Source organism: Methylovorus menthalis (assembly GCF_020523625.1).
In the GTDB taxonomy this organism is placed as follows: Bacteria; Pseudomonadota; Gammaproteobacteria; order Burkholderiales; family Methylophilaceae; genus Methylovorus; species Methylovorus menthalis.
In genome coordinates this window covers 308848-329152 of the sequence record NZ_JAJAQH010000006.1, presented here as the reverse complement: position 1 = coordinate 329152, position 20305 = coordinate 308848, and the positions used below count along the sequence as shown (strand labels likewise).

Here is a 20305-nt window from a genome sequence, read left to right as displayed (position 1 = left end):
GCCCATTGGGCGGTTACCCCATAATGGAAATTACCCTTAGTCCCGAAGATAACCTGCGTCTTGCCAACCTGTGTGGCGCGCTGGATGAAAACCTCAAACAGATCGAAGACGCCCTGGATGTTGGCATCGCCCGCCGTGGCGCGCATTTCCGTTTTTCTGGCGAGAAAACCAATGTGCGGATTGCCGCGCAACTGATCGAAAACTTTTACGATCGCGCCAGCAAACCCGTCAGCCTGGAAGAGATACAGCTGGGTCTGGTCGAGATCGACCGCATGAAGCCGGAAGATGTGCAAAAGGAAATGCCGGTACTGATGACACGCCGTCAGGATCTGCATGGCCGCACGCCGCGCCAAGTCAGTTATCTGCAACAGATTCAGGACTTTGACATTACCTTTGGCATTGGCCCCGCAGGCACGGGTAAAACCTATCTAGCGGTGGCTAGCGCGATTGATGCCATGACCCGCGACAGGGTAAAACGCATTGTTCTGGTGCGTCCTGCGGTAGAAGCGGGCGAGCGGCTGGGCTTTTTGCCAGGCGATCTGGCCCAGAAAGTCGACCCCTACCTGCGGCCATTGTATGACGCCTTGTACGACCTGGCGGGCTACGACACCGTGAACAAGATGTTCGAGCGCGGCGCCATTGAAGTCGCGCCATTGGCCTATATGCGTGGTCGCACACTGAACCAGAGCTTTATCATTCTGGATGAAGCGCAGAACACCACGCCGGAACAAATGAAGATGTTCCTCACCCGAATTGGCTTTGGCACCAAAGCCGTGATCACGGGCGACGTGACCCAGATCGACCTCGGCCGCGGCCAGAAGAGCGGTCTGGTCGAAGCCAAGCAAGTGCTGAAAGATGTGCGCGGCATCGCCTTTACCCACTTCCTGTCGGAAGACGTGGTGCGCCATCCGCTGGTGCAGAAGATCATCAATGCTTACGAAACCTTTGATAGCGAGCGCCATGCCCAACCGCATGACACGGATAGGCGAGGCCGCTCCGATGCCTAGATTAGCGATGGATGTGCAGGTCGCGAGCGAGGCTACGGATATCCCAGACGATAAGCTGTTTCGCAAATGGGCGCGTGCAACACTGCGCGTTGACACGGAAATTGCTTTACGTATCGTGGATGAAGAAGAAGGCCGCGCGCTCAACCACGATTATCGCGGCAAGGATTACGCCACCAATGTGCTGACCTTTCCGCTGACGGAAGAGCCGCACCTGATGGGCGATATCATTTTGTGTGCACCTGTGGTTGCCCGTGAAGCCGCAGAGCAAGGCAAACCCATCGAAGCGCATTACGCCCATTTGACCGTCCATGGCGTGCTGCACCTGCATGGCTACGACCATGAAACCGAGCCGCAAGCTGAGTTGATGGAAGGGCTGGAAACAGAAATCGTCATAAAACTCGGCTACAGTGACCCTTACGCTGCCGAAAAAACAGAATTGACCAAGAAAGCAATCGCCTAACATGGCTGAAACCGACAAACCACGATGGCTGGAGCTGATCAGCAACTTTTTGCTGCGCGAACCGGAAGACCGTGAACAACTGATCGAGCAGCTGCACTCTGCCTACGAAAAAAATCTGCTGGATGCCGATGCCCTCTCTATGATTGAAGGCGTGCTGCAAGTATCCGAGATGCAGGTGCGCGACATCATGATTCCGCGCTCGCAAATGGACGTCATCGACATTACCGATGCGCCTGAGAAATTCATCCCGTTTGTGATTGAAGCTGCACACTCGCGCTTCCCCGTCATTGATGACGACAAGAACCATGTCATCGGCATTCTGCTCGCCAAGGATTTGCTGCGTTATTACGCTGGTGAAGATTTTGACGTACGCGACATGCTGCGCCCCGCCGTCTTCATTCCTGAATCCAAGCGCCTGAATGTCTTGCTGAAAGAGTTTCGCAGCAATCGCAACCATATCGCCATCGTGGTGGATGAATACGGCGGTGTGGCGGGCATGGTCACCATTGAAGACGTGCTGGAGCAGATCGTCGGTGACATTGAAGACGAATACGACTTTGACGAAACCGAAGACAACATCATCCGCGATGCGCAGGGCCGCTATCGCATCAAGGCGCTGACCGAAATTGCCGACGTCAACGAAGCCCTGGGCACCCAGTTCAGCGACGAAGAGTTCTCCACCATCGGTGGTCTGGTCGTCAGCAAGTTTGCCCATCTGCCCAAACGTGGCGAGCAGATCAGTTTTGATGGCTTGCATATCACGGTATTGCGCGCGGACAGCCGCCGCCTGCACTCCATGCTGGTGGAAATCCAGGCAAAACCCGAGGGCGCGATCGAGTAAGCCAAGCCATTGAATAAGCTTGGAATTGATGCATGGAACCAAGCGCAAAAAAACATCTCATACCCTTTGAAGCTGTACCACACTTTGAAGGGGATACATCATGAAAACCTTGTTTCTGGCACTGATGCTGGGTATTGCCTGGCAATCCGTCGCAGGCACTGCACAGGCGCCCAATATACAAGTACCAAACGCAAAAGCCCCGAATTCAGCCAATGGCGATATTGCTGTCACGGAAAAAGAATTCGTCGCAGGGATTTCCGGTATCGACAAATCCAAAATCGTGGAACAGTTTGGCGAGCCCAGCAAACGCGACGATATCACCAACCCCGATGGCAAGGTGATCGCCTCCGTATGGCATTACCACTATTTAAATACCGATGAAAAAGGTGCTTACTACAAGACCACCGAATTGGATATCGTGGATGACAAGGTGGTCATGGTGGTGTTCATGAATCATGATGGTGAAAGCAGTCCGGAAGCTTCACCTGCACCTGCCCCAGGCAGATCCACGGATTCGGACATCTGAGCGCTGGGAATACTTTAGCGAATTCCTCACTGATTTTAAGCCGTCCTGTATTACAAATGACAAGCCCCGCATTGCGGGGCTTGTCATTTATGAGATGCGGTGACCTCAGTCAGAAAAATGCATGCAAGCTATTTTTTCAGCGAATCCCGAATTTCGCGAAGCAACAGCACATCTTCTGGTGTAGGTGGTGCTTCTGGGGTCAATTGATCGCGGAAGCGATTCATTTGCTTAACCAGCAGGAAAATAACAAACGCCAGAATCACAAAGTTAAGGGCAACCGTCAGAAAGTTACCATACGCCAGCAAGGGTACGCCGGCGGCCTTAAGAGCGGCATAGGTCTGCGACACGCCCGCCGGGGCATCGGATAACTGGATGAACATATTGGAAAAATCGAGCTTGCCAACCAGCATGCCGACCAAAGGCATGATGAGGTCGCCCACCAGTGAGTCAACGATTTTGCCAAAGGCGGCACCGATGATCACACCCACCGCGAGATCCATTACGTTGCCGCGCAGGGCAAATTTCTTGAATTCTGTCAAAAGGGCCATGCGTGATTTCTCCTGTTGTGAATATGGAAAGGGATGTTTTTGACTGCTGTTTGACTCGAATATAGGGGCTGCTGCGGTAGCCTGTCAACCTGATGGCGCCAGATAATTCAGCCTCTGGCTGCCGGTTGAGCCGCCTGCCATCAGGTATACTGGCAGCCAATTTCATTTCCCTGTACTCACGACTTTGCCTACCCTATTCAAGCCCTTATGGGTCAGACACTTGCTGACCGCCCTGCTAGGCGCAATGACGGTCAGCGGCTTTGCTCCCTTTTATGTTTACCCGGCTGGCATTGTGTCGCTTGCCGGTTTTTTCTACCTGGTCACCACCACAGCGCGGCGCAGAGAAGCCGCATGGCTGGGATTCACCTACGGCCTGGGATTGTTTGGCGCTGGCATTTACTGGATCTACATCAGCCTGCATGATTTTGGTGGCATGCCTTTCTGGATGGCCGGGCTGGCCACTTTTCTGCTGTGTGCATTCCTGGCACTTTTTCCGGCGATCGTCGCGGCGCTCGCGCGCAGTCGACCAGCTCACCAAGTGCTGATTGCGCTGCCCTTGCTATGGGCGCTTTCTGAATGGGTCAGAAGCTGGATATTCACCGGCTTCCCATGGCTGAGCATAGGCTATACGCAGGTACCCGACAGTCCGCTGGCAGGCTATGCGCCGATTATCGGCGCGTATGGGGTGTCGCTGGTAGTAGCACTGCTTGCCAGCCTACTGGTTAGCGTGTACTTGCATCTAGCCCGCAGGCGCGTGGGCCTCGTTTTAATGGCCGTACTGATAGTCTGTGGCTGGGCCTTGAAGCAGATCGAATGGAGTCAGCCCGAAGGTGAGCCTGTCAGTGTCGCGCTGCTGCAAGGCAATGTATCGCAAGATAAAAAATGGAACGAAGATGAAGTGATGCGCAGCATGCGCCAGTATTACGATATGGCGCTGACCAGTCAGGCCCGGCTCATTATCATGCCGGAAACCGCCTTGTCCGTATTGCTGCAGCAAGTCCCGCAAAACTACCTTGATGGGCTGAAACATCATGCCAACACCAATGGCGGCGATATTCTCATCGGGGTGGTGGAATACGAGCACGAGCAGTTCTACAACAGCATGATGAGCGTGGGCAGTGCCGACACCCAGTTTTACCGAAAATCGCACCTGGTACCTTTTGGCGAATTCATTCCCCTGAAACGGGTATTCGGCTGGATCTATCGGGACTGGCTCAACATGCCGCTGGCGGATGTGGCCCGCGGCGGGCTGGATCAGCAGCCGATGCAGGTGGCTGGTCAGCGTGTGGCCGTCAATATCTGCTACGAAGATGTCTTTGGCGAAGAAATCATCCGCCAGCTGCCGCAAGCCAGCATACTGGTCAATACCAGCAATGACGCCTGGTATGGCGAATCCATTGCGGCGTATCAGCATTTGCAATTCTCGCAGATGCGGGCGATAGAAACGGCGCGCATGATGCTGCGCAGCACCAATACCGGCGCCACCGCCATTATCAATCCCAAGGGCGAAGTGCTGGCACATGCGCCGCACTTTATCGCCACCACGCTGGAGGGCGAAGCGCAAGGCTATGTGGGCATGACACCTTATGTGCGCTTCGGCAACTGGCCCTTGCTCATCCTGCTGGCAGGCAGTCTCGCTCTTTTGTGGGGCCGTAAAACCAAGTAGAATTAGCGGTTATTTGCCTTGCATGCAGGCCGTTAAAAAAACACGAAAATCGGCCCGGCCAACACTGACTGGCAGCACATTGGCTGCCGGATCACTCACCAAGATTCAGAAATGGAAATATGCTGACATTTCAACAGATTATTCTCAAGCTGCAGCAATACTGGGATGCTCAGGGCTGTGCCTTGTTGCAACCTTACGACATGGAAGTGGGTGCCGGTACATCGCACACGGCCACCTTCCTGCGCGCACTGGGCCCTGAGCCCTGGAAAGCCGCCTACGTTCAGCCTAGCCGCCGCCCCAAGGATGGCCGCTACGGCGAAAACCCGAACCGCCTGCAGCATTACTACCAGTTCCAGGTGGTGCTCAAACCTGCGCCTGACAATATTCTGGAGCTTTACCTGGGCTCACTGGAAGCCCTCGGTTTCGATCTCAAGAAAAACGACATCCGCTTTGTGGAAGACGACTGGGAAAACCCGACACTGGGTGCCTGGGGCCTGGGCTGGGAAGTCTGGCTGAATGGCATGGAAGTGACTCAGTTCACCTACTTCCAGCAGGTCGGCGGTATCAACTGCAAACCGATCACTGGTGAAATCACCTATGGTCTGGAGCGTCTCGCCATGTATCTGCAAGGCGTGGAAAACGTCTACGACCTGGTGTACGCCAAAGGCCTGCATGGTGCCCGCGACCTGTCTTATGGCGACGTGTTCAAGCAAAACGAAGTCGAGCAATCCACTTACAACTTTGAGCACAGTGATGCCGACTTCCTGTTCACGGCATTCAATGCCCACGAGAAGCAGGCGCAACACCTAATGGAACATCAATTGGCGCTGCCCGCCTACGAGCAAGTGCTGAAAGCCGCCCATACCTTTAACCTGCTGGATGCACGCGGTGCTATTTCGGTCACAGAGCGCGCCGCCTATATCGGCCGCATCCGCAATCTCGCCCGTGCTGTCGCCGCAAGTTACCTGGACAGCCGGGCCCGCCTGGGCTTCCCCATGGCCCCAAAAGCATGGGCAGATGAAGTATTGGCACAGTTGGATAAGAAGGCCGCCGCATGAAGCAGAATCTGTTAGTTGAATTGTTTGTAGAAGAACTCCCCCCCAAAGCCCTTAACAAACTGGGTGAAGCATTCTCCACCACCCTCTTAGAGGTGCTGAAATCCCAAGGCCTGACCAGCGAGACATCTCATGTCACCGCCTACGCCTCGCCGCGCCGCCTGGCTGCGCATATCAGCGATATGGTCGCCAAGGCAGCAGACAAGTCCTTATCCCACAAGCTGATGCCTGCCACGGTAGGTCTGGATGCCAACGGCAACGCCACGCCCGCGCTACTGAAAAAGCTGACGGCACTGGGCGCGGATGAATCTGCTGTTAGCCAGCTCAAGCGTGAACATGACGGCAAGGCTGACATTCTGTTTCTGGAAGGCACCGCCGCTGGCGCCACGCTGAGCGAAGGGCTGCAGAAAGCGCTGGATGAAGCGCTTGCCAAGCTGCCTATCCCCAAGGTGATGACCTACCAGCTGCAGGATGGCTGGACCAGTGTGAATTTTGTGCGCCCGGCCCATGGCCTGGTAGCGCTGCATGGCAGTGAGGTCATCCCGGTCGGTGTGCTCGGCTTGCAGTCTGGCAACACCACGCAAGGCCACCGCTTTGAAGCTAAAGTCAGCCCGGTGACCCTGCGTCATGCAGACCACTACGCCGAGCAGTTGCATAACGAAGGCGCCGTGATTGCCAGCTTTGCTGAGCGTCGTGCCGAGATCCTTCGCCAGCTCACAGCCGCTGCCGCCAAGGCAGGTCCCCAGTTGACCCCCATCCAGGACGAAGCCCTGCTGGATGAGGTCACCGCACTGGTGGAGCGCCCGAATGTATTGCTGGGCCAGTTTGAAGACGAGTTTCTGCAAGTGCCGCAGGAATGCCTGATTCTCACCATGAAGGCCAATCAGAAATACTTCCCGCTGCTGAGTGCCAATGGCCAGCTGAGCAATAAATTCCTGATTGTGTCGAATATTTCGCCAGAGGATGCCAGTGCCGTGATCGGTGGCAATGAGCGCGTGGTGCGCCCACGGCTGGCCGACGCCAAGTTCTTCTTTGATCAGGATCGCAAGAAAACCCTGGAAAGCCGTCTGGCTTCGCTGGATAAAGTGGTTTATCACAACAAGCTCGGCTCACAAGGCCAACGCACCACGCGCGTTGCCAGCATTGCCAGCGCCATCGGTCAGCAACTGGGCGGTGACGCACTGGCAAGCAAGGCCGCGCAGGCTGCCCGCCTCGCCAAGGCCGATCTGGTCACGGACATGGTGGGGGAATTCCCCGAGTTGCAAGGCATCATGGGGCGTTACTATGCGCAGCATGAAGGCCTGGACAACGATGTCGCCTACGCCATTGAAGACCACTACAAACCTCGTTTCGCTGGCGATGAATTGCCGCGCAATCAGGTAGGTGTGGTGGTGGCGCTGGCGGACAAGCTGGAAACGCTATGCGGCATGTTCGGCATCGGCCAGATTCCGAGCGGGGACAAAGACCCCTTTGCCTTGCGTCGCCATGCGCTGGGTGTCGTGCGCCTGTTGATCGAAAACAGTCTGCCGCTGACACTCGATACCTTGCTGAATACCGCCTTTGGCTGCTTTGCCGCCGATGTGGAAAATGCATCGACCGCATTGCGCAGTTTTATTTACGATCGCCTTTCTGGCAGTTTGCGCGAACAAGGCTATAGCGCCCAGGAAGTAGATGCCGTGCTGGCGCTTGAGCCTCAGCAACTGGCGGACATTGCAAAGCGCCTGGAAGCGGTGAAAGCGTTTGCCGCCTTGTCGGAAGCAGAGAGTCTGGCGGCCGCCAACAAGCGCGTTGGCAATATCCTGAAAAAAGCTGAAGGTGATGTGCAAGCCAGCATCAATCAGGCACTGCTGGTAGAGCCTGCCGAGCAGGCCCTGGCCCAAGCTCTGGCGAGTGTTACCCCGCAGGCAGATGCCGCTTTTGCCGCCGGGGATTATCGTGCATCGCTACAGGCATTGGCCGCCTTGAGAACGCCTGTGGATGCGTTTTTTGATGGTGTCATGGTGAATGCAGAAGACCCAGCCCTCAAGGCCAACCGCCTTGGCTTGCTGGCCAGCTTGCATCAGGCCATGAACCGGGTCGCCGACCTGTCCAGACTGGCAGGCTGATCATGAAGCTGGTGATCCTGGACCGCGATGGCGTGATCAATCATGACTCCCCGCACTTCATCAAAAGCCCAAATGAGTGGGTTCCCATTGCAGGCAGCCTGGAAGCGATAGCGCTACTGAACCAGAGCGGATTCCGCGTCGCGCTGGCAACCAACCAGTCCGGGATTGGGCGTGGGCTGTTTGATATGGCCACCCTCAACGCCATTCATGACAAAATGCACCGCAGCCTTAGTCAGCTTGGCGGGCGTGTTGATGCCTTGTTTTATTGCCCGCATGCAGCAGAAGCCAAATGCGATTGCCGTAAGCCTAAAGCAGGCATGCTGGAAGAAATCGGCCGTCGCTTTGGCATGGATCTGAAAGGTGTGGCCTGCGTGGGCGACTCCCTGCGTGACCTGCAAGCCGGTGTGGCCTGCGGCTGCCAACCCATCTTGGTGCGCACCGGCAAGGGTGAAGCTACTCTGGAAGCGGGCGGCCTGCCGGATAACACCTGGATTTGCGCGGACCTGGCCGAGGCGGTTCAACGCATCATCGCTGAAGACAAATAAATGCTCGTTCTGCGCTCATTACTTTATACCTTGGGCATGTGGCTACTGACGCCCATCTATGCCCTTATTGCCATCCTGACCTTCCCGCTGCCGCCCATCTGGCGTTATCAGATCATCTCGGGCTGGGCTCGCAGCATGCTCTGGTGGTTGCGCGTCACTTGCGACATCCGCTATCGCATCATCGGCCAGGAAAATATTCCCGCTACCCCAAGTATCATTCTTGCCAAACACCAGTCGGCGTGGGAAACGCTGGCCTTTCAGCAAATATTCCCCCCGCAGGTCTGGGTGCTGAAGCGCGAGCTGTTGTGGATCCCGTTCTTCGGCTGGGGGCTTGCCATGACATCGCCGATTGCCATCAACCGCTCGGCCGGTCGCGAAGCGCTCAAGCAAATGGTGGCACAAGGCAAGGACAGGTTGAAAAAAGGCTTCTGGGTGGTGATTTTCCCCGAGGGCACACGCATGGCACCGAGTACCAAGGGCAAGTACCATATAGGCGGTGCCTGGCTGGCCACCCATACCCAAAGCAATGTAGTGCCGGTCGCGCACAATGCCGGCACGCTGTGGCCTAAAAACTCTTTCATTAAAAAACCTGGGACCATTACCGTGCATATTGGCCCGGTCATTGCCAGTGCTGGTCTGAAACCAGACGAGCTGAACCAGCGCGTAGAAGCCTGGATAGAGTCCGCCATGGCGGATCTCCCTGCCAGCAATGCCTGAGCTAGCCCTGGCCAACGGCACTCGCTTGCCTTATGAACTGAAGCGTAGCAGCAAGCGACGATCGATAGGACTGCGTATCAGCGAGCAGGGCCTGGTTGTCTCTATCCCTCAGCGGCTCAGCTTGCGCGAGCTTGAAGCCCTGCTCTATAGCAAGCTCGACTGGATACAGCAAAAAGTCCAGCAGCAAGCCGCCGCCAAAGTGCCAGCCCTGAGCTGGCAGCACGGCGAAACGCTATGGCTGCTGGGCAACAGCCTTCCGCTTTATCTTGCCACAGACAGCCGCAATCGCGCGATCAGCTGCGATGGCAGCCGGATTGATGTCCGCCTCACCAATATCAGTGATAGCGCCATGATCAAGCGCCGGGTGACGCAGTGGTATAAACAGCAGGCGTTGGTCGATTTCAGCCGGCGCACCGAATTGCTGGTACAGAAACTGGGCCTGCCCATGCCCCCGATTGCTTTGTCCAGCGCGCGCAGTCGTTGGGGAAGTTGCAACTCCAAAGGCGAAATCCGGCTGAACTGGCGTTTAATTCAGGCGCCGCCGCATATCATCCAGTATGTGATTGCGCATGAATTGGCCCACCTGAAAGAAATGAACCACTCTGCCCGTTTCTGGGCGATTGTCGCGCGGCTGTTCCCCAGCTACCGCGATGCCGAAGCTGAATTACGACAGCTTTCGCGTCAACTGCATCGCATCGACTAAAACCTTCTTCGCGCCACATTGTTGCTTTTATAAAGCAACAATATTATGATGGCGCTCATGCAACTGACCAAATTTACTGATCTAGGCCTACGCGTGCTGATGTATGTGTCACAAAGCACGCATACTCGCATGGTCTCCATTAGCGAGCTGGCCCAGCAACTCAACGTGCCACGCAACCATCTCATCAAGGTGGTGACATTCCTCAACAAGACGGGCTGGATACAGGCAACGCGTGGACCAGGAGGCGGCTTGCGCCTAGGCATTGATCCCGCCAGCTTGTCATTGGGATTGGTAGTGCGTACTTTGGAGGGAAAACAATCCCTGGTGGATTGTGCACAACCGCCCTGCCCACTGGCAGGCAGTTGCGGCCTGAAAGGCGCTTTGGATGAAAGCCTGTCCGTCTTTTATCGGCATCTGGATACGTACTCGCTCGCCGATGTGACGCCAAAACATACCAGCGAGATTATCGTGCACCTCCAACAGAAACACCTTCAGACCATGACAGCATAAAGACATGGACCAGCAACCCGGGATACCCCGGTTTTTTAATCACCATATTGTTTCATTTTAAATACAACATAAGGAGTTATGATGCTTTCAGCGACCGCCAGATCCTATATCGATGCCAGCGTACCGGTACTTCGCGAGCACGGCCTTGCCATTACCACCACGTTTTATAGCAGCATGTTTGCCGCACATCCTGAGTTGACCAATCTTTTCAATATGGGTAACCAGGCCAATGGCTCGCAACAGCAATCTCTGGCTGCAGCTGTCTTTGCCTACGCAGCCAATATCGACAATGCCGAGGCCCTGGCTCCCGTTGTTAGCCGCATTGTACATAAGCATGCCGCTGTAGGATTAACTCCAGATCATTACCCTATCGTTGGCGAGCACTTGCTGGGTGCCATCAAAACCGTGCTGGGTGATGCCGCCACTCCGGCCCTGATCGATGCCTGGGGAGAGGCGTATTGGCTGCTGGCCAACCTGCTGATTGATGAGGAAAAGAAACTCTATGCCAAGAGTGGCGCTGATGCTGGCACACTTACCAGACTCAGGGTGGTGAAACGCGTACAGGAAAGTGCGGACATCGCGTCCTACTACCTGCAAACCGAAGATGAACTCAGCCCTGGCCCATTCCTGCCAGGCCAATACATCACCGTAGAAGCTCAGCTGGATAAGGAGCGGCGTCAATTGCGGCAATACAGCCTGTCGGATTCGACGCAGCAGCCATGGTGGCGTATCAGCGTAAAACGCGAGACCGAAAATACCGGCAAACCGGAGGGTACAGTATCCAACTGGCTGCACACGCATATCCTGGAAGGTGATTTCATTAACGTCAGCAAACCATTTGGTGACCTTCAGGTAGATTTGTCTGCCGGGAAGCCCATCGCATTGCTGTCGGCAGGTATTGGCATCACCCCCATGCTCTCCATCCTCAATACCTTGCGCGACCTAGGGAGCACTCGCCAGATATTGTTCAGCCATGGCAATCGCAGAGCAGAACAGCATATTCTGCAAGACGAACTGGAAGCTGCAAAACGTAGACTGCCCGGTTTAATCGTCGAGCGCTTTTACCAGATAGAAAATGCCTTATCGTCAGGCGATGAAGTGCGCCCTAGTGCAGCGTGGCAGCCATTCTTGGCTGAAGGCGAGTTTTACTTGTGCGGGCCTGCCGGATTCATGCAACAGCAACGCCAGTACCTGCTGGATGCAGGTGTCAGCGCAGATCGCCTGCACAGAGAAGTATTTGGCCCGGAGCTATTGGAGCACCTGCTTTAATTTTGCATCCTTCTGGAAGTCTTTCATGTAAAACGCCAGCTTTAAGCTGGCGTTTTACATGAAAGACGAATGTGATGAGTCGAAGGACTAAGCACTACCTCGACATGCTTCCGTTAAGCGTAGCCCAAGCCTGGCGTATGCAAGGGAATGATGTTGGCGACAGTAGACGCCTCTTGATGAGCTTCACGCAGGCATTGCTTGGCGCAGCTGGCACAACGCCCACACTCTGTAGCAACGCCCAGTTCATGCTTCAAGTCTTTGAGATTTTTTGCCCCGGCACGGGCTGCTTGAAAAATTTGACGCTCAGTTACCGCACGACAAACACATACATACATATAATTTAGGCCGACTGTATATCAGTTAAAATAAATTGAGAACCATTATCATTCATAGAGCAATGCGTGTCAATATAGTTCCAAGTGACTGACATTTTTGGACAAAAAAAACCGCAGACATGCTGCGGTTTTTTTATTCTGCGAAATCGACGGTACTAATCGGATTCGATATGCGCCTGCAGATAATTCGGCAAGCTGACATCTGCAATAAGGGTTTGCTGGGTTTCCAGCCAATCAATGGCTTCTTCGCAGTGCTCCAGCAGATCCTGCAGCAAATCACGGCTGACATAATCCTGCACTTCTTCGCACAGGGCGATGGCTTCGATCAATTGTGGACGCTGAATGTCCTTTTCGTACTTCAGATCACCATTCAGGCATTCCACGACATCTTCGCCAATCAGCAATTTGCCCAGATTCTGCAAATTGGGCAGGCCTTCCAGAAACAGCACCCGTTCGATTACCTTGTCGGCTTCCTTCATCACGCGGATGGACTGCTTGTACTGGTAGTCGTTGAGCTTCTCCAGACCCCAGTTGCGAAACATGCGAGCATGCAGGAAATACTGGTTGATGGAGGTTAGCTCGTTCTTGAGCACCTTGTTCAGTATTTCGACGACCTTCTTGTCACCCTTCATCTTCTACTCCTTAACGCTCAAACCGCACCAGATGACTTCATCTGGCTTTGCAGGTAGTTTTCCAGACCAACCAGATTGATCAGGCGCAATTGCTGCTCGAGCCAGTACGCGTGGTCCATTTCGGTGTCGTCCAACTGGGTAAGCAACATGTCGCGAGTGACATAATCCTGTGCTTTTTCACATTCCGCCATCGCCTTTTTCAGCGATCCCACTACATGGTATTCCAGGGCCAGATCAGACTTGAGCATCTCGGGAATGGACTTGCCAATATTCAAGGGATCGCGCTTTTCCAGATTGGGCTTGCCCTCCAGGAAGAGGATACGCTGGATAATGGCACGTGCGTGTGAACGCTCATGTTCGGACTCATGCAAACTTTTATCCGCCAGTTGCTGCAAACCAAAATCCGCATACATCTCGCCATGAATCAGATACTGATCGACAGCCGTCAACTCGCCTGCCAGCAAGTCATTCAGTATCCCGATTATTTTTTTATCACCTTTCATACCAACCTCCATTCCAAAATTGCATCATGCAAAGCATGACATTGGGGTGGATGATAACGTAAAAAGCTTAAAAAAGCACTCGGAAAAATTCACTATCTTATTGTTTATAAATGGTTTTTGTAACAATAACACCAATAGCAATCATTCCAGCTAAGATCGGGAGGGGTATTATCCGCCTAATATTTCTGGACACGCCATGATAATGCAAGCGTATATTGACCTGGGCTAGCGCAAGCGCAAGGCATTGAGGACGACGATTAGCGAGCTGACAGACATGCCGATCGCGGCCATCCAGGGTGATAGCAATCCGCTGGCGGCAAACGGTAATGCGACCAGATTGTATGCCAGCGCCCAGGCAAAATTCTGGCGAATGATCTGAATGCCAAAACGACTGGTTTGCAGGGCATGCTCGATCTCAGGCATATGCTCCGTGAGCAACACAATATCGCCACTGGCCCTGGCCATCTGGGTACCGCTGCCCATGGCAATGGAAACCTGCGCACCGGCCAGCACGGGCGCATCGTTAATGCCATCCCCCACCATAACCACAACCTCACCCCGTTGCTGCAACGCCTGCAGCGCCTGCAACTTCATCTGCGGTGACATTTCGGCGCGCCGGTCTGTCACGCCCATTTCATCGGCAAAATAATTCACCGAGGCCTTGGCATCCCCGCTGAATATGGACACCCTCAAGCGTTGATTCAGCAGACGCTGTATCAGCAGGTCCGCTTGGGGGCGTGGCTGATCTGCCAGCACAAATGCCGCCAGCAGTTGACGACTGTCACTCAACCAGACAACTGAAGCCCCGGCGGGATATTCATCCAGTGGCAGATGTACCCCCTCTGCGGCGGGGTTCAGGCGCACATTGCCCAAGGTGTAGCGCTCCCCGTCGATCTCGCCAACGACACCCTGTCCCGGAATATTGGCATTATCGATAACCGTGACTAATGATTGCGCGGGTATCGCTTCAATAAAACTGCGCGCCAGGGGATGTTCCGAGCTTTTTTCCAGACTAGCAGCAATACGCAGGCAAGATTGCACGTCCATGTTGGCATAGCATTCCGTATGCACCAGCACGGGCTTGCCCATGGTCAGCGTGCCTGTCTTGTCAAAGACGAAATGTGTTGCCCGGGCCAGGGTTTCCAGCGCATGCCCGCGCGTGAACAAAACTCCACGACTCACCAGATGCGAGCCAGCAGCGGCAAATGCTGCAGGGGCCGCCAGCGAAAGCGCGCAAGGGCAGCTCACCACCAAGACCGCCAGCACGATATCCAGCGTGCGCTCAGGGTCGATGTGCCACCATATCCAGGCAATGAGAATAACGGCCAGCAACAGGGTGGTCGTAAAGTAGGCAGCAACACGATCGGCCACATGCGCAAGACGCGGCTTCTCGGCTTGGGCGCGATCCAGCAAGCGGGAAATACCAGCCAGCATGGTATTTTCGCCCACACCGGTCACCTCAATGACGAGTGGACTCTCATAATTGATACTGCCCGCGTATACGGTATTTCCCATGGTTTTGTGAACTGGCTTGCTTTCGCCACTCAGCAAAGATTCGTCCGCACTGCTTTCACCTTCAATAACCACGCCATCAGCTGCTACCGACTCTCCGGGGCGCGCCAATATATGGTCCCCCGCTTTCAGCTCGACCACGGGAATGATCTCCTGCTCCTGACCGCGCAACCGCGTCGCCATGGCGGGTGCCAGTCTGAGCAGATTTTCTGCCGCCTCAATGGATTTCAGCCGGGCATTGCGCTCCAGATAGCGCGTGGATAGCAGAAAGAAAATCAGCATAGTCAGGGTGTCGTAATACACAACGCCATGGCCTTGCAGGGTCGCCCATATGCTGCCAGCAAACCCGGTGAGCAGCCCTAATACAATCGGCACATCCATGCCTGGACTGCGATTGGCAATGCTGCGCCAGGCTGCCCGATAAAATGGCCACGCAGCATACGTCATAGCCGGCACGCTCATCAGCAGACTGAACCACCGCAAAATCTGCGCGGTAGCGGGCTCAAGCCCCTGTGCAGGTCCTGCATACAGCGCCACGGCGATCATCATGACCTGTCCGGCTGAGAGCCCGGCCACTGCCAAGCGACGAAAATCCCGCTTTTTCTGCTGCTGGCGGACTTCATCCTGCTGCTGGGCACTGAAAGGATGGGCGTGATAGCCCAGCTTGCGGATTTCGGCGAGGATCTCGCTCAGATGAATATTGGTATCGTCCCAGCTGATTCTGGCGCGCTGTGAAGCGTAGTTGAAAGAGACGCTTTGCACACCGGGCAATTGCTGCAGATGGCGCTCATTCAGCCAGATACAGGCGGCGCAGGTAATCCCCTCGATGATAAGGGCGGCCTCCTTTAGAGACCCCGCTGATTCATGTACAAAGCTTTTTTGCACATCAGGATGATCATACAGGGCGAGCTTGCGCAGCTCATCGGGAACCAGTTCTTCAGCCGTTTGGGGAAGCTCGGTACGATAACGGTAATAGTCTTCAAGGCCATTGTCGACAATGGAACTAGCCACTGCCTGGCAACCATGACAACACAGGCGACGACGCGCACCCAAGACTTCAAGCGCATAACGCTCACCCGTCATCACGGGCAAGCCGCAATGATAACAATCCACCACGTCCGTCATACGCGCAGGCTAATCGCCATCGATGTAGAGAGTTTGCTGCTTGATGTAGGAATCTTCACCATGCTGGATATAAAGATCCAGTATCCATCTGCCAGAGTCATTCAAAGTCATGGTCGTCTGGTAAACGCCCGGACTGACTTCGGTCAGGGAAAATTTCTGATCGTCACGGCTATTGGCCATGCGCCATAAACCCATCGTCACTTCGGCGCCGGCAATCCCTGCGCCTTGGGCATCGTCCAGTTTGAGGGTAATTATAGATGGAGTTTTACTTTTCAAGGTATCCCAACCTTCGATACCAATTTTCCAGCCAAGGTGACGTTGCTGTTCAAGCCTGGCCAGATGAGGCTCGTAGAGCTTGTTGCGATCATGCGGAATGAGACCAGGGAATGCAGTATGCACGGTTTCATTGGCAGGATGCGGCAAAAACAGGTTACTGATGCTATCCGGCAAGCCGCGGCTGGAAATGGATAACAAGACGGCATTCAGCACTACCAGGCCAATAAAAAATCCGATGATGAGTCGCGGTGCCCAGTGCAGTTTCTGCTTTTTCTGCTGCATGCCGCCAAATACCATCAGCAGCCCGGCATTCGCCAGATAAACCGCAAAGTGGATCGCCAGCACATCTCCCCCGGTCCAGTGCTGCTGGCTATAAGCCAGATAAAGCAGGAAAGGCAAGGCTCCACTCAGGATACCCGCCCAGAAATTGGGCAAGCCCAGGCGTCGACTGACAAAAAACAGGGCAGCAGCTAGGAGCAAGCCACCAAACAGGGTTTCCGTCATGGACACTTGCGGCAGAGCAAACAAATTCACGGCTAAACTCACTTACTGTTGAAATTGGTGGGAAGAGTGATGGTTTCCGCCCCAGCAGTCTGCGGCTGAATGACAAAGTTGAAGGTTTTAGTCCGCTCGGCCAGTTCATGTTCAAGATTGACCTTGGCATTCACCGTCAAATCCTTACCTGCACGGACATGCACTTGCGGAATATTCCCCATATCCAGCGCATCTGCGGGTATGCCACTGACACTGATATGGTATGTCTCGTCATGCTCGGTTTTATTGACGATATGAATCTGGTAACGATTACGGAAGCTGCCATCCGACAACATGATGAACATAGGCTGCCGCACCTGTTGTACAGATACTTCCACATTGGTACGGGTACCAATATTGTAAAAGAGCGTTCCTGTCATCACCACAATGGCAATGGCGTAGCCCAGCACTTTCAGGCGCTTCCACTCCAGGCGGGGGGCATGTGGCGTTGCATCTGCCAGGTTTTTCTCAGAATCATAGCGGATCAGACCACGCGGATACCCCACGGAATCCATGATGTTGTTACAGGCATCAATACACAGGCCGCATGAGATGCATTGATATTGCAGGCCATTGCGGATATCAATACCGGTCGGGCAAACCTGCACGCAAAAACCGCAATCAATGCAATCGCCATGCCCTTTGGCCTGACGTTCTTCGCGGGTTTTCAAACCGGCTATCGGCAGAGTGCGGCCGGCCAGGCCTTCGCCACGCTTGGCGTCGTAACTGACGGCCAGTGTATCTGGCTCATACATCACGCCCTGAAAGCGCGCATAAGGACAAGCCAGCGTACAGATATTCTCGCGTAACAGGCCTGCAGCCACATAGGTCGTGACCGTCAACGCGGCCACTGTAATGTAGGCCGCATCCGCGGCATGGCCGGTAAACAGGTTGACCAGAAAATCCGGGGCGTAATTGAAGTAGGCGGCAAACGTGAACGCCGTCCAGAAGGAAATGAGCAGCATCAGGAAATGCGAGGAGCCTATCTTGAGGATTTTTTCAGCATTCCAGGGCTGCTTGTATAAGCGCAAGCGTGCAGGACGCTCCCCCTGAATGGCCTTTTCCACCATGATGAAAAGATCAGTCCACAAGGTCTGAAAGCAGAAGTAACCACACCAGGCACGGCCGATAAGGCCAGTAGCAAAAAACAGCAAGGCGGCGGCGATGAACAATAACATCGCCAGCCAGAAGATATCCTGCGGGTAGACAATCAGATCAAAAATAAAAAACCGGCGGGTGCTCAGGTCAAACAGCAATGCTTGGCTGGCAGAACTAGCACGCTCCCAAGGCATCCACGGCAGCAGGAAATAAACGCTATACGCCACGATCATGACCGCGGTCTTGAAGTTGCGGTACTTGCCTTTGACCGAGCGCGTAAAAATCGGAATATGCTTGGCGTAGAGGGCAGACTGACTGGCTTTGCTTGCTTCCATGGCTGTTTCTGACTCGCTTTGAAAATAACCGCTAAAAAACGACAAAGGCCCACATTAGGGCGTGAGCCTTTGATTAAGTTGCATCGTTCAGATGGTACTTAGAGTAAAACGTATTACTTACCGCCACCCAGACTATCGTGTACATACACCGTCAACAGTTTGATCTGCTCAGGCTTCAGGCGGTGATCCCAGTTAGGCATTACACCACGGTCCAGACCGCCAGAAATCACATGCTTGACAGCATCCAGCTTGGCCGTCGCATCTTTGGCTGCGGGCACATCAGCCCACAACCAGATTTTGTCGGTCAGGTTGGCAGAACCCAGCTCGATACGGCCTTTGGCATCGGCACCATGGCAGTAGTAACAAGCAGCCGAATCGCCCTTGAAAATATTGGCGCCAGCTGCAGCGGCCGTCTCATCATGGGGTTCGCCAGACAGGCTCAATACATAATTGGCCAACTGGGTGATCTGCTGATCATTCAATACTTCCTTGAAAGGAGGCATATAACCGCGGCGACCACCCACAATCGTGGTGTGAATCTGGTCATAGGTACCACCATACTGCCAATGGTCATCCGTCAGGTTAGGCGAGAAGCCGACTTTACCCTGACCACCGGACTGGTGACATGGTGCGCAGTTGTCCGAAAACAGGGTCTTACCGGCCGAGTTAACGAACTGCATCAGGTCGGCATCCTTGGATACGTCTTCATAAGAAGAACCCGCTACCTTGTCGAACCATTTCTTTTGCTCGGCTTGCTGCTCATTCATCTCATGCATGAACTTGGAGCGCATGTTCCAGTGCGTGGTTTTCTCGACTTCCTTACCATCCACTGTCGTAGCCGTGTAGGTAATGCTGTTCCAGCCAGGAATACCTTTGGTGTAGGTATGACCAATTGGCCAGGCCGGGTAAAACAGCCAGTACACAATGGTGAATACAAACGTAATGTAGAAACCCCACACCCACCAGTTAGGCAATGGATTGGTAAGCTCCTGAAGATCGTCGTCCCACACGTGTCCTGTGGTCGTCGGTGTCTTGATTTTGTCCTGACTCATGATTCGTCCTAATTAAATCTAATCGTCTTGCAGAGGAATGTTCTTGAAGTTTTCCAGCTTCTCGCCGCGGGAACGGCTACCGTAAAGGTAGATCATGACCCCGCAGAACAAGACAAAGAAAATCACCAATGAAACCGGCTTGGTATTCTCAAACTTGGTAAACCACATCAACCATTCCATCATGAAGCCTCTTGCAGTCTATTAACGGAATTTAACGAAGTAATCGTCGTCGTATTTCTTGAAGTCGACCATCGTACCCAGCACCTGAAGGTAAGACACCAGAGCATCCATTTCACTCAACTTGCCCGGATCAGTGTCGTAGTTACCCAGCTGGGCCTGCGCCACCAGATTCTTTTCAGCATCAGGAATATGCAGGCTCTTGGCAACGTCTTCACCGAACTCCTTCACATTACGGTCGTATTCGGCCTGTGTGAGGGAGTAAGGAACGCCAGTAGTACGCAAGGCTTTCATGCGCAACTCGATATCCGAGTAATCGAGATCGGTCTTCAGCAGCCATGGGTAGTTAGGCATCACCGACTGTGGCACCAGCGAGCGAGGTGCATTCAAGTGCTGGGTTTGCCAGTCATTCGAATACTTGCCGCCAACACGGGCCAGATCAGGACCAGTACGCTTGGAACCCCATTGGAACGGGTGATCGTACTTGGACTCGGCAGCCAGTGAGTAGTGACCATAACGCAGCGCCTCATCCCGGAATGGGCGAATCATCTGCGAGTGGCATAAATAGCAGCCTTCACGCACATAGATATCGCGACCACGCAGCTCAAGAGGGCTATAAGGACGAACCCCCTCTACCTTCTCAACCGTTTCCTTGATAAAAAACAGAGGAACAATTTCAACCAGGCCACCAGCACTGATAGCCAGCATAGTCAGCACCAGCAGGATGCCAAGGTTGCGCTCAATATTATCGTGTTTCATTTTGACTCCAATACC

Annotated in this window: 22 protein-coding genes; 12 read left to right on the top strand and 10 right to left on the bottom strand. The window is 54.2% G+C overall.

The annotated features are described in order from the left end of the window. Nucleotides 1-23: 23 nt before the first annotated feature. From LG204_RS07380 to LG204_RS07365, 4 genes are all read left to right on the top strand, one after another. On the top strand, nucleotides 24-1007 hold the full coding sequence (locus tag LG204_RS07380; protein ID WP_230336661.1) for a PhoH family protein: 984 nt from the start codon (nucleotides 24-26) through the stop codon (nucleotides 1005-1007). Further along, the gene (gene ybeY / locus LG204_RS07375; RefSeq protein ID WP_230336660.1) at nucleotides 1000-1467 is read left to right on the top strand and encodes an rRNA maturation RNase YbeY; all 468 of its coding nucleotides are present in this window, start codon (nucleotides 1000-1002) and stop codon (nucleotides 1465-1467) included. Before LG204_RS07380 ends, ybeY begins: the two co-directional genes overlap by 8 nt. A 1-nt stretch (nucleotide 1468) precedes the next feature. After that, nucleotides 1469-2308, top strand: a complete 840-nt coding sequence (locus tag LG204_RS07370) for an HlyC/CorC family transporter (RefSeq protein ID WP_230336659.1) — start codon at nucleotides 1469-1471, stop codon at nucleotides 2306-2308. A 100-nt stretch (nucleotides 2309-2408) separates the two neighbouring features. Further along, entirely contained in the window at nucleotides 2409-2834 is a 426-nt protein-coding gene (locus LG204_RS07365; RefSeq protein ID WP_230336658.1) for a hypothetical protein, read from the top strand. 128 nt (nucleotides 2835-2962) lie between these two features. Here LG204_RS07365 and mscL read toward each other — a convergent pair whose 3' ends face one another. Beyond that, the gene (gene mscL, locus LG204_RS07360; RefSeq protein WP_230336657.1) at nucleotides 2963-3382 is read right to left on the bottom strand and encodes a large conductance mechanosensitive channel protein MscL; all 420 of its coding nucleotides are present in this window, start codon (nucleotides 3380-3382) and stop codon (nucleotides 2963-2965) included. A gap of 244 nt (nucleotides 3383-3626) precedes the next feature. Here mscL and lnt point away from each other — a divergent pair, with 244 nt between their 5' ends. The 8 genes from lnt (at nucleotide 3627) to LG204_RS07320 (ending at nucleotide 11952) form a co-directional block, all read left to right on the top strand. Next, complete coding sequence (gene lnt, locus LG204_RS07355) at nucleotides 3627-5048, top strand: apolipoprotein N-acyltransferase (RefSeq protein ID WP_230337861.1); 1422 nt, start codon at nucleotides 3627-3629, stop codon at nucleotides 5046-5048. Nucleotides 5049-5167: 119 nt separating this feature from the next. Further along, nucleotides 5168-6106: a glycine--tRNA ligase subunit alpha gene (gene glyQ / locus LG204_RS07350; RefSeq protein WP_159355208.1), complete on the top strand. Its 939-nt coding sequence runs from the start codon at nucleotides 5168-5170 to the stop codon at nucleotides 6104-6106. Further along, the gene (glyS, locus tag LG204_RS07345; protein WP_230336656.1) at nucleotides 6103-8208 is read left to right on the top strand and encodes a glycine--tRNA ligase subunit beta; all 2106 of its coding nucleotides are present in this window, start codon (nucleotides 6103-6105) and stop codon (nucleotides 8206-8208) included. The genes glyQ and glyS overlap by 4 nt, the downstream gene beginning before the upstream one ends. Nucleotides 8209-8210: 2 nt before the next feature. Further along, nucleotides 8211-8753 (top strand): D-glycero-beta-D-manno-heptose 1,7-bisphosphate 7-phosphatase, encoded by a 543-nt coding sequence (gmhB, locus tag LG204_RS07340; protein ID WP_230336655.1) that lies wholly within the window; start codon nucleotides 8211-8213, stop codon nucleotides 8751-8753. Next, nucleotides 8754-9470 carry a lysophospholipid acyltransferase family protein gene (locus LG204_RS07335; protein ID WP_230336654.1) on the top strand — a complete coding sequence of 239 codons (717 nt, stop codon included), beginning with the start codon at nucleotides 8754-8756 and terminating at the stop codon, nucleotides 9468-9470. Continuing rightward, the gene (locus LG204_RS07330) at nucleotides 9463-10173 is read left to right on the top strand and encodes a M48 family metallopeptidase (protein ID WP_230336653.1); all 711 of its coding nucleotides are present in this window, start codon (nucleotides 9463-9465) and stop codon (nucleotides 10171-10173) included. Before LG204_RS07335 ends, LG204_RS07330 begins: the two co-directional genes overlap by 8 nt. 57 nt (nucleotides 10174-10230) lie before the next feature. Further along, complete coding sequence (locus LG204_RS07325) at nucleotides 10231-10683, top strand: Rrf2 family transcriptional regulator (RefSeq protein ID WP_230336652.1); 453 nt, start codon at nucleotides 10231-10233, stop codon at nucleotides 10681-10683. A gap of 81 nt (nucleotides 10684-10764) precedes the next feature. Continuing rightward, nucleotides 10765-11952: a globin domain-containing protein gene (locus tag LG204_RS07320; protein WP_230337860.1), complete on the top strand. Its 1188-nt coding sequence runs from the start codon at nucleotides 10765-10767 to the stop codon at nucleotides 11950-11952. A 113-nt stretch (nucleotides 11953-12065) separates the two neighbouring features. On the opposite strand, the gene LG204_RS07315 is transcribed toward LG204_RS07320, so the two are convergent. The 9 genes from LG204_RS07315 to ccoO form a co-directional block, all read right to left on the bottom strand. Then, the gene (locus tag LG204_RS07315; protein ID WP_230336651.1) at nucleotides 12066-12287 is read right to left on the bottom strand and encodes a (2Fe-2S)-binding protein; all 222 of its coding nucleotides are present in this window, start codon (nucleotides 12285-12287) and stop codon (nucleotides 12066-12068) included. Nucleotides 12288-12442: 155 nt separating this feature from the next. After that, a complete protein-coding gene (gene bfr, locus LG204_RS07310; protein WP_230336650.1) occupies nucleotides 12443-12919 on the bottom strand; it encodes a bacterioferritin in 477 nt (158 codons plus the stop codon). Between the two features lie 17 nt (nucleotides 12920-12936). After that, a complete protein-coding gene (gene bfr / locus LG204_RS07305) occupies nucleotides 12937-13422 on the bottom strand; it encodes a bacterioferritin (RefSeq protein ID WP_230336649.1) in 486 nt (161 codons plus the stop codon). Nucleotides 13423-13647: 225 nt separating this feature from the next. Further along, complete coding sequence (locus LG204_RS07300) at nucleotides 13648-16059, bottom strand: heavy metal translocating P-type ATPase (RefSeq protein WP_230336648.1); 2412 nt, start codon at nucleotides 16057-16059, stop codon at nucleotides 13648-13650. Between the two features lie 9 nt (nucleotides 16060-16068). Beyond that, on the bottom strand, nucleotides 16069-16869 hold the full coding sequence (locus LG204_RS07295) for a FixH family protein (RefSeq protein ID WP_230336647.1): 801 nt from the start codon (nucleotides 16867-16869) through the stop codon (nucleotides 16069-16071). Nucleotides 16870-16877: 8 nt separating this feature from the next. Continuing rightward, entirely contained in the window at nucleotides 16878-18302 is a 1425-nt protein-coding gene (gene ccoG / locus LG204_RS07290) for a cytochrome c oxidase accessory protein CcoG (protein WP_230336646.1), read from the bottom strand. 113 nt (nucleotides 18303-18415) lie between these two features. Continuing rightward, nucleotides 18416-19354 carry a cytochrome-c oxidase, cbb3-type subunit III gene (gene ccoP, locus LG204_RS07285; RefSeq protein WP_230336645.1) on the bottom strand — a complete coding sequence of 313 codons (939 nt, stop codon included), beginning with the start codon at nucleotides 19352-19354 and terminating at the stop codon, nucleotides 18416-18418. Nucleotides 19355-19372: 18 nt separating this feature from the next. Then, complete coding sequence (locus tag LG204_RS07280) at nucleotides 19373-19534, bottom strand: cbb3-type cytochrome c oxidase subunit 3 (protein ID WP_230337859.1); 162 nt, start codon at nucleotides 19532-19534, stop codon at nucleotides 19373-19375. A 21-nt stretch (nucleotides 19535-19555) separates the two neighbouring features. Beyond that, nucleotides 19556-20290 carry a cytochrome-c oxidase, cbb3-type subunit II gene (gene ccoO / locus LG204_RS07275; RefSeq protein WP_013442865.1) on the bottom strand — a complete coding sequence of 245 codons (735 nt, stop codon included), beginning with the start codon at nucleotides 20288-20290 and terminating at the stop codon, nucleotides 19556-19558. Nucleotides 20291-20305: the final 15 nt, after the last annotated feature.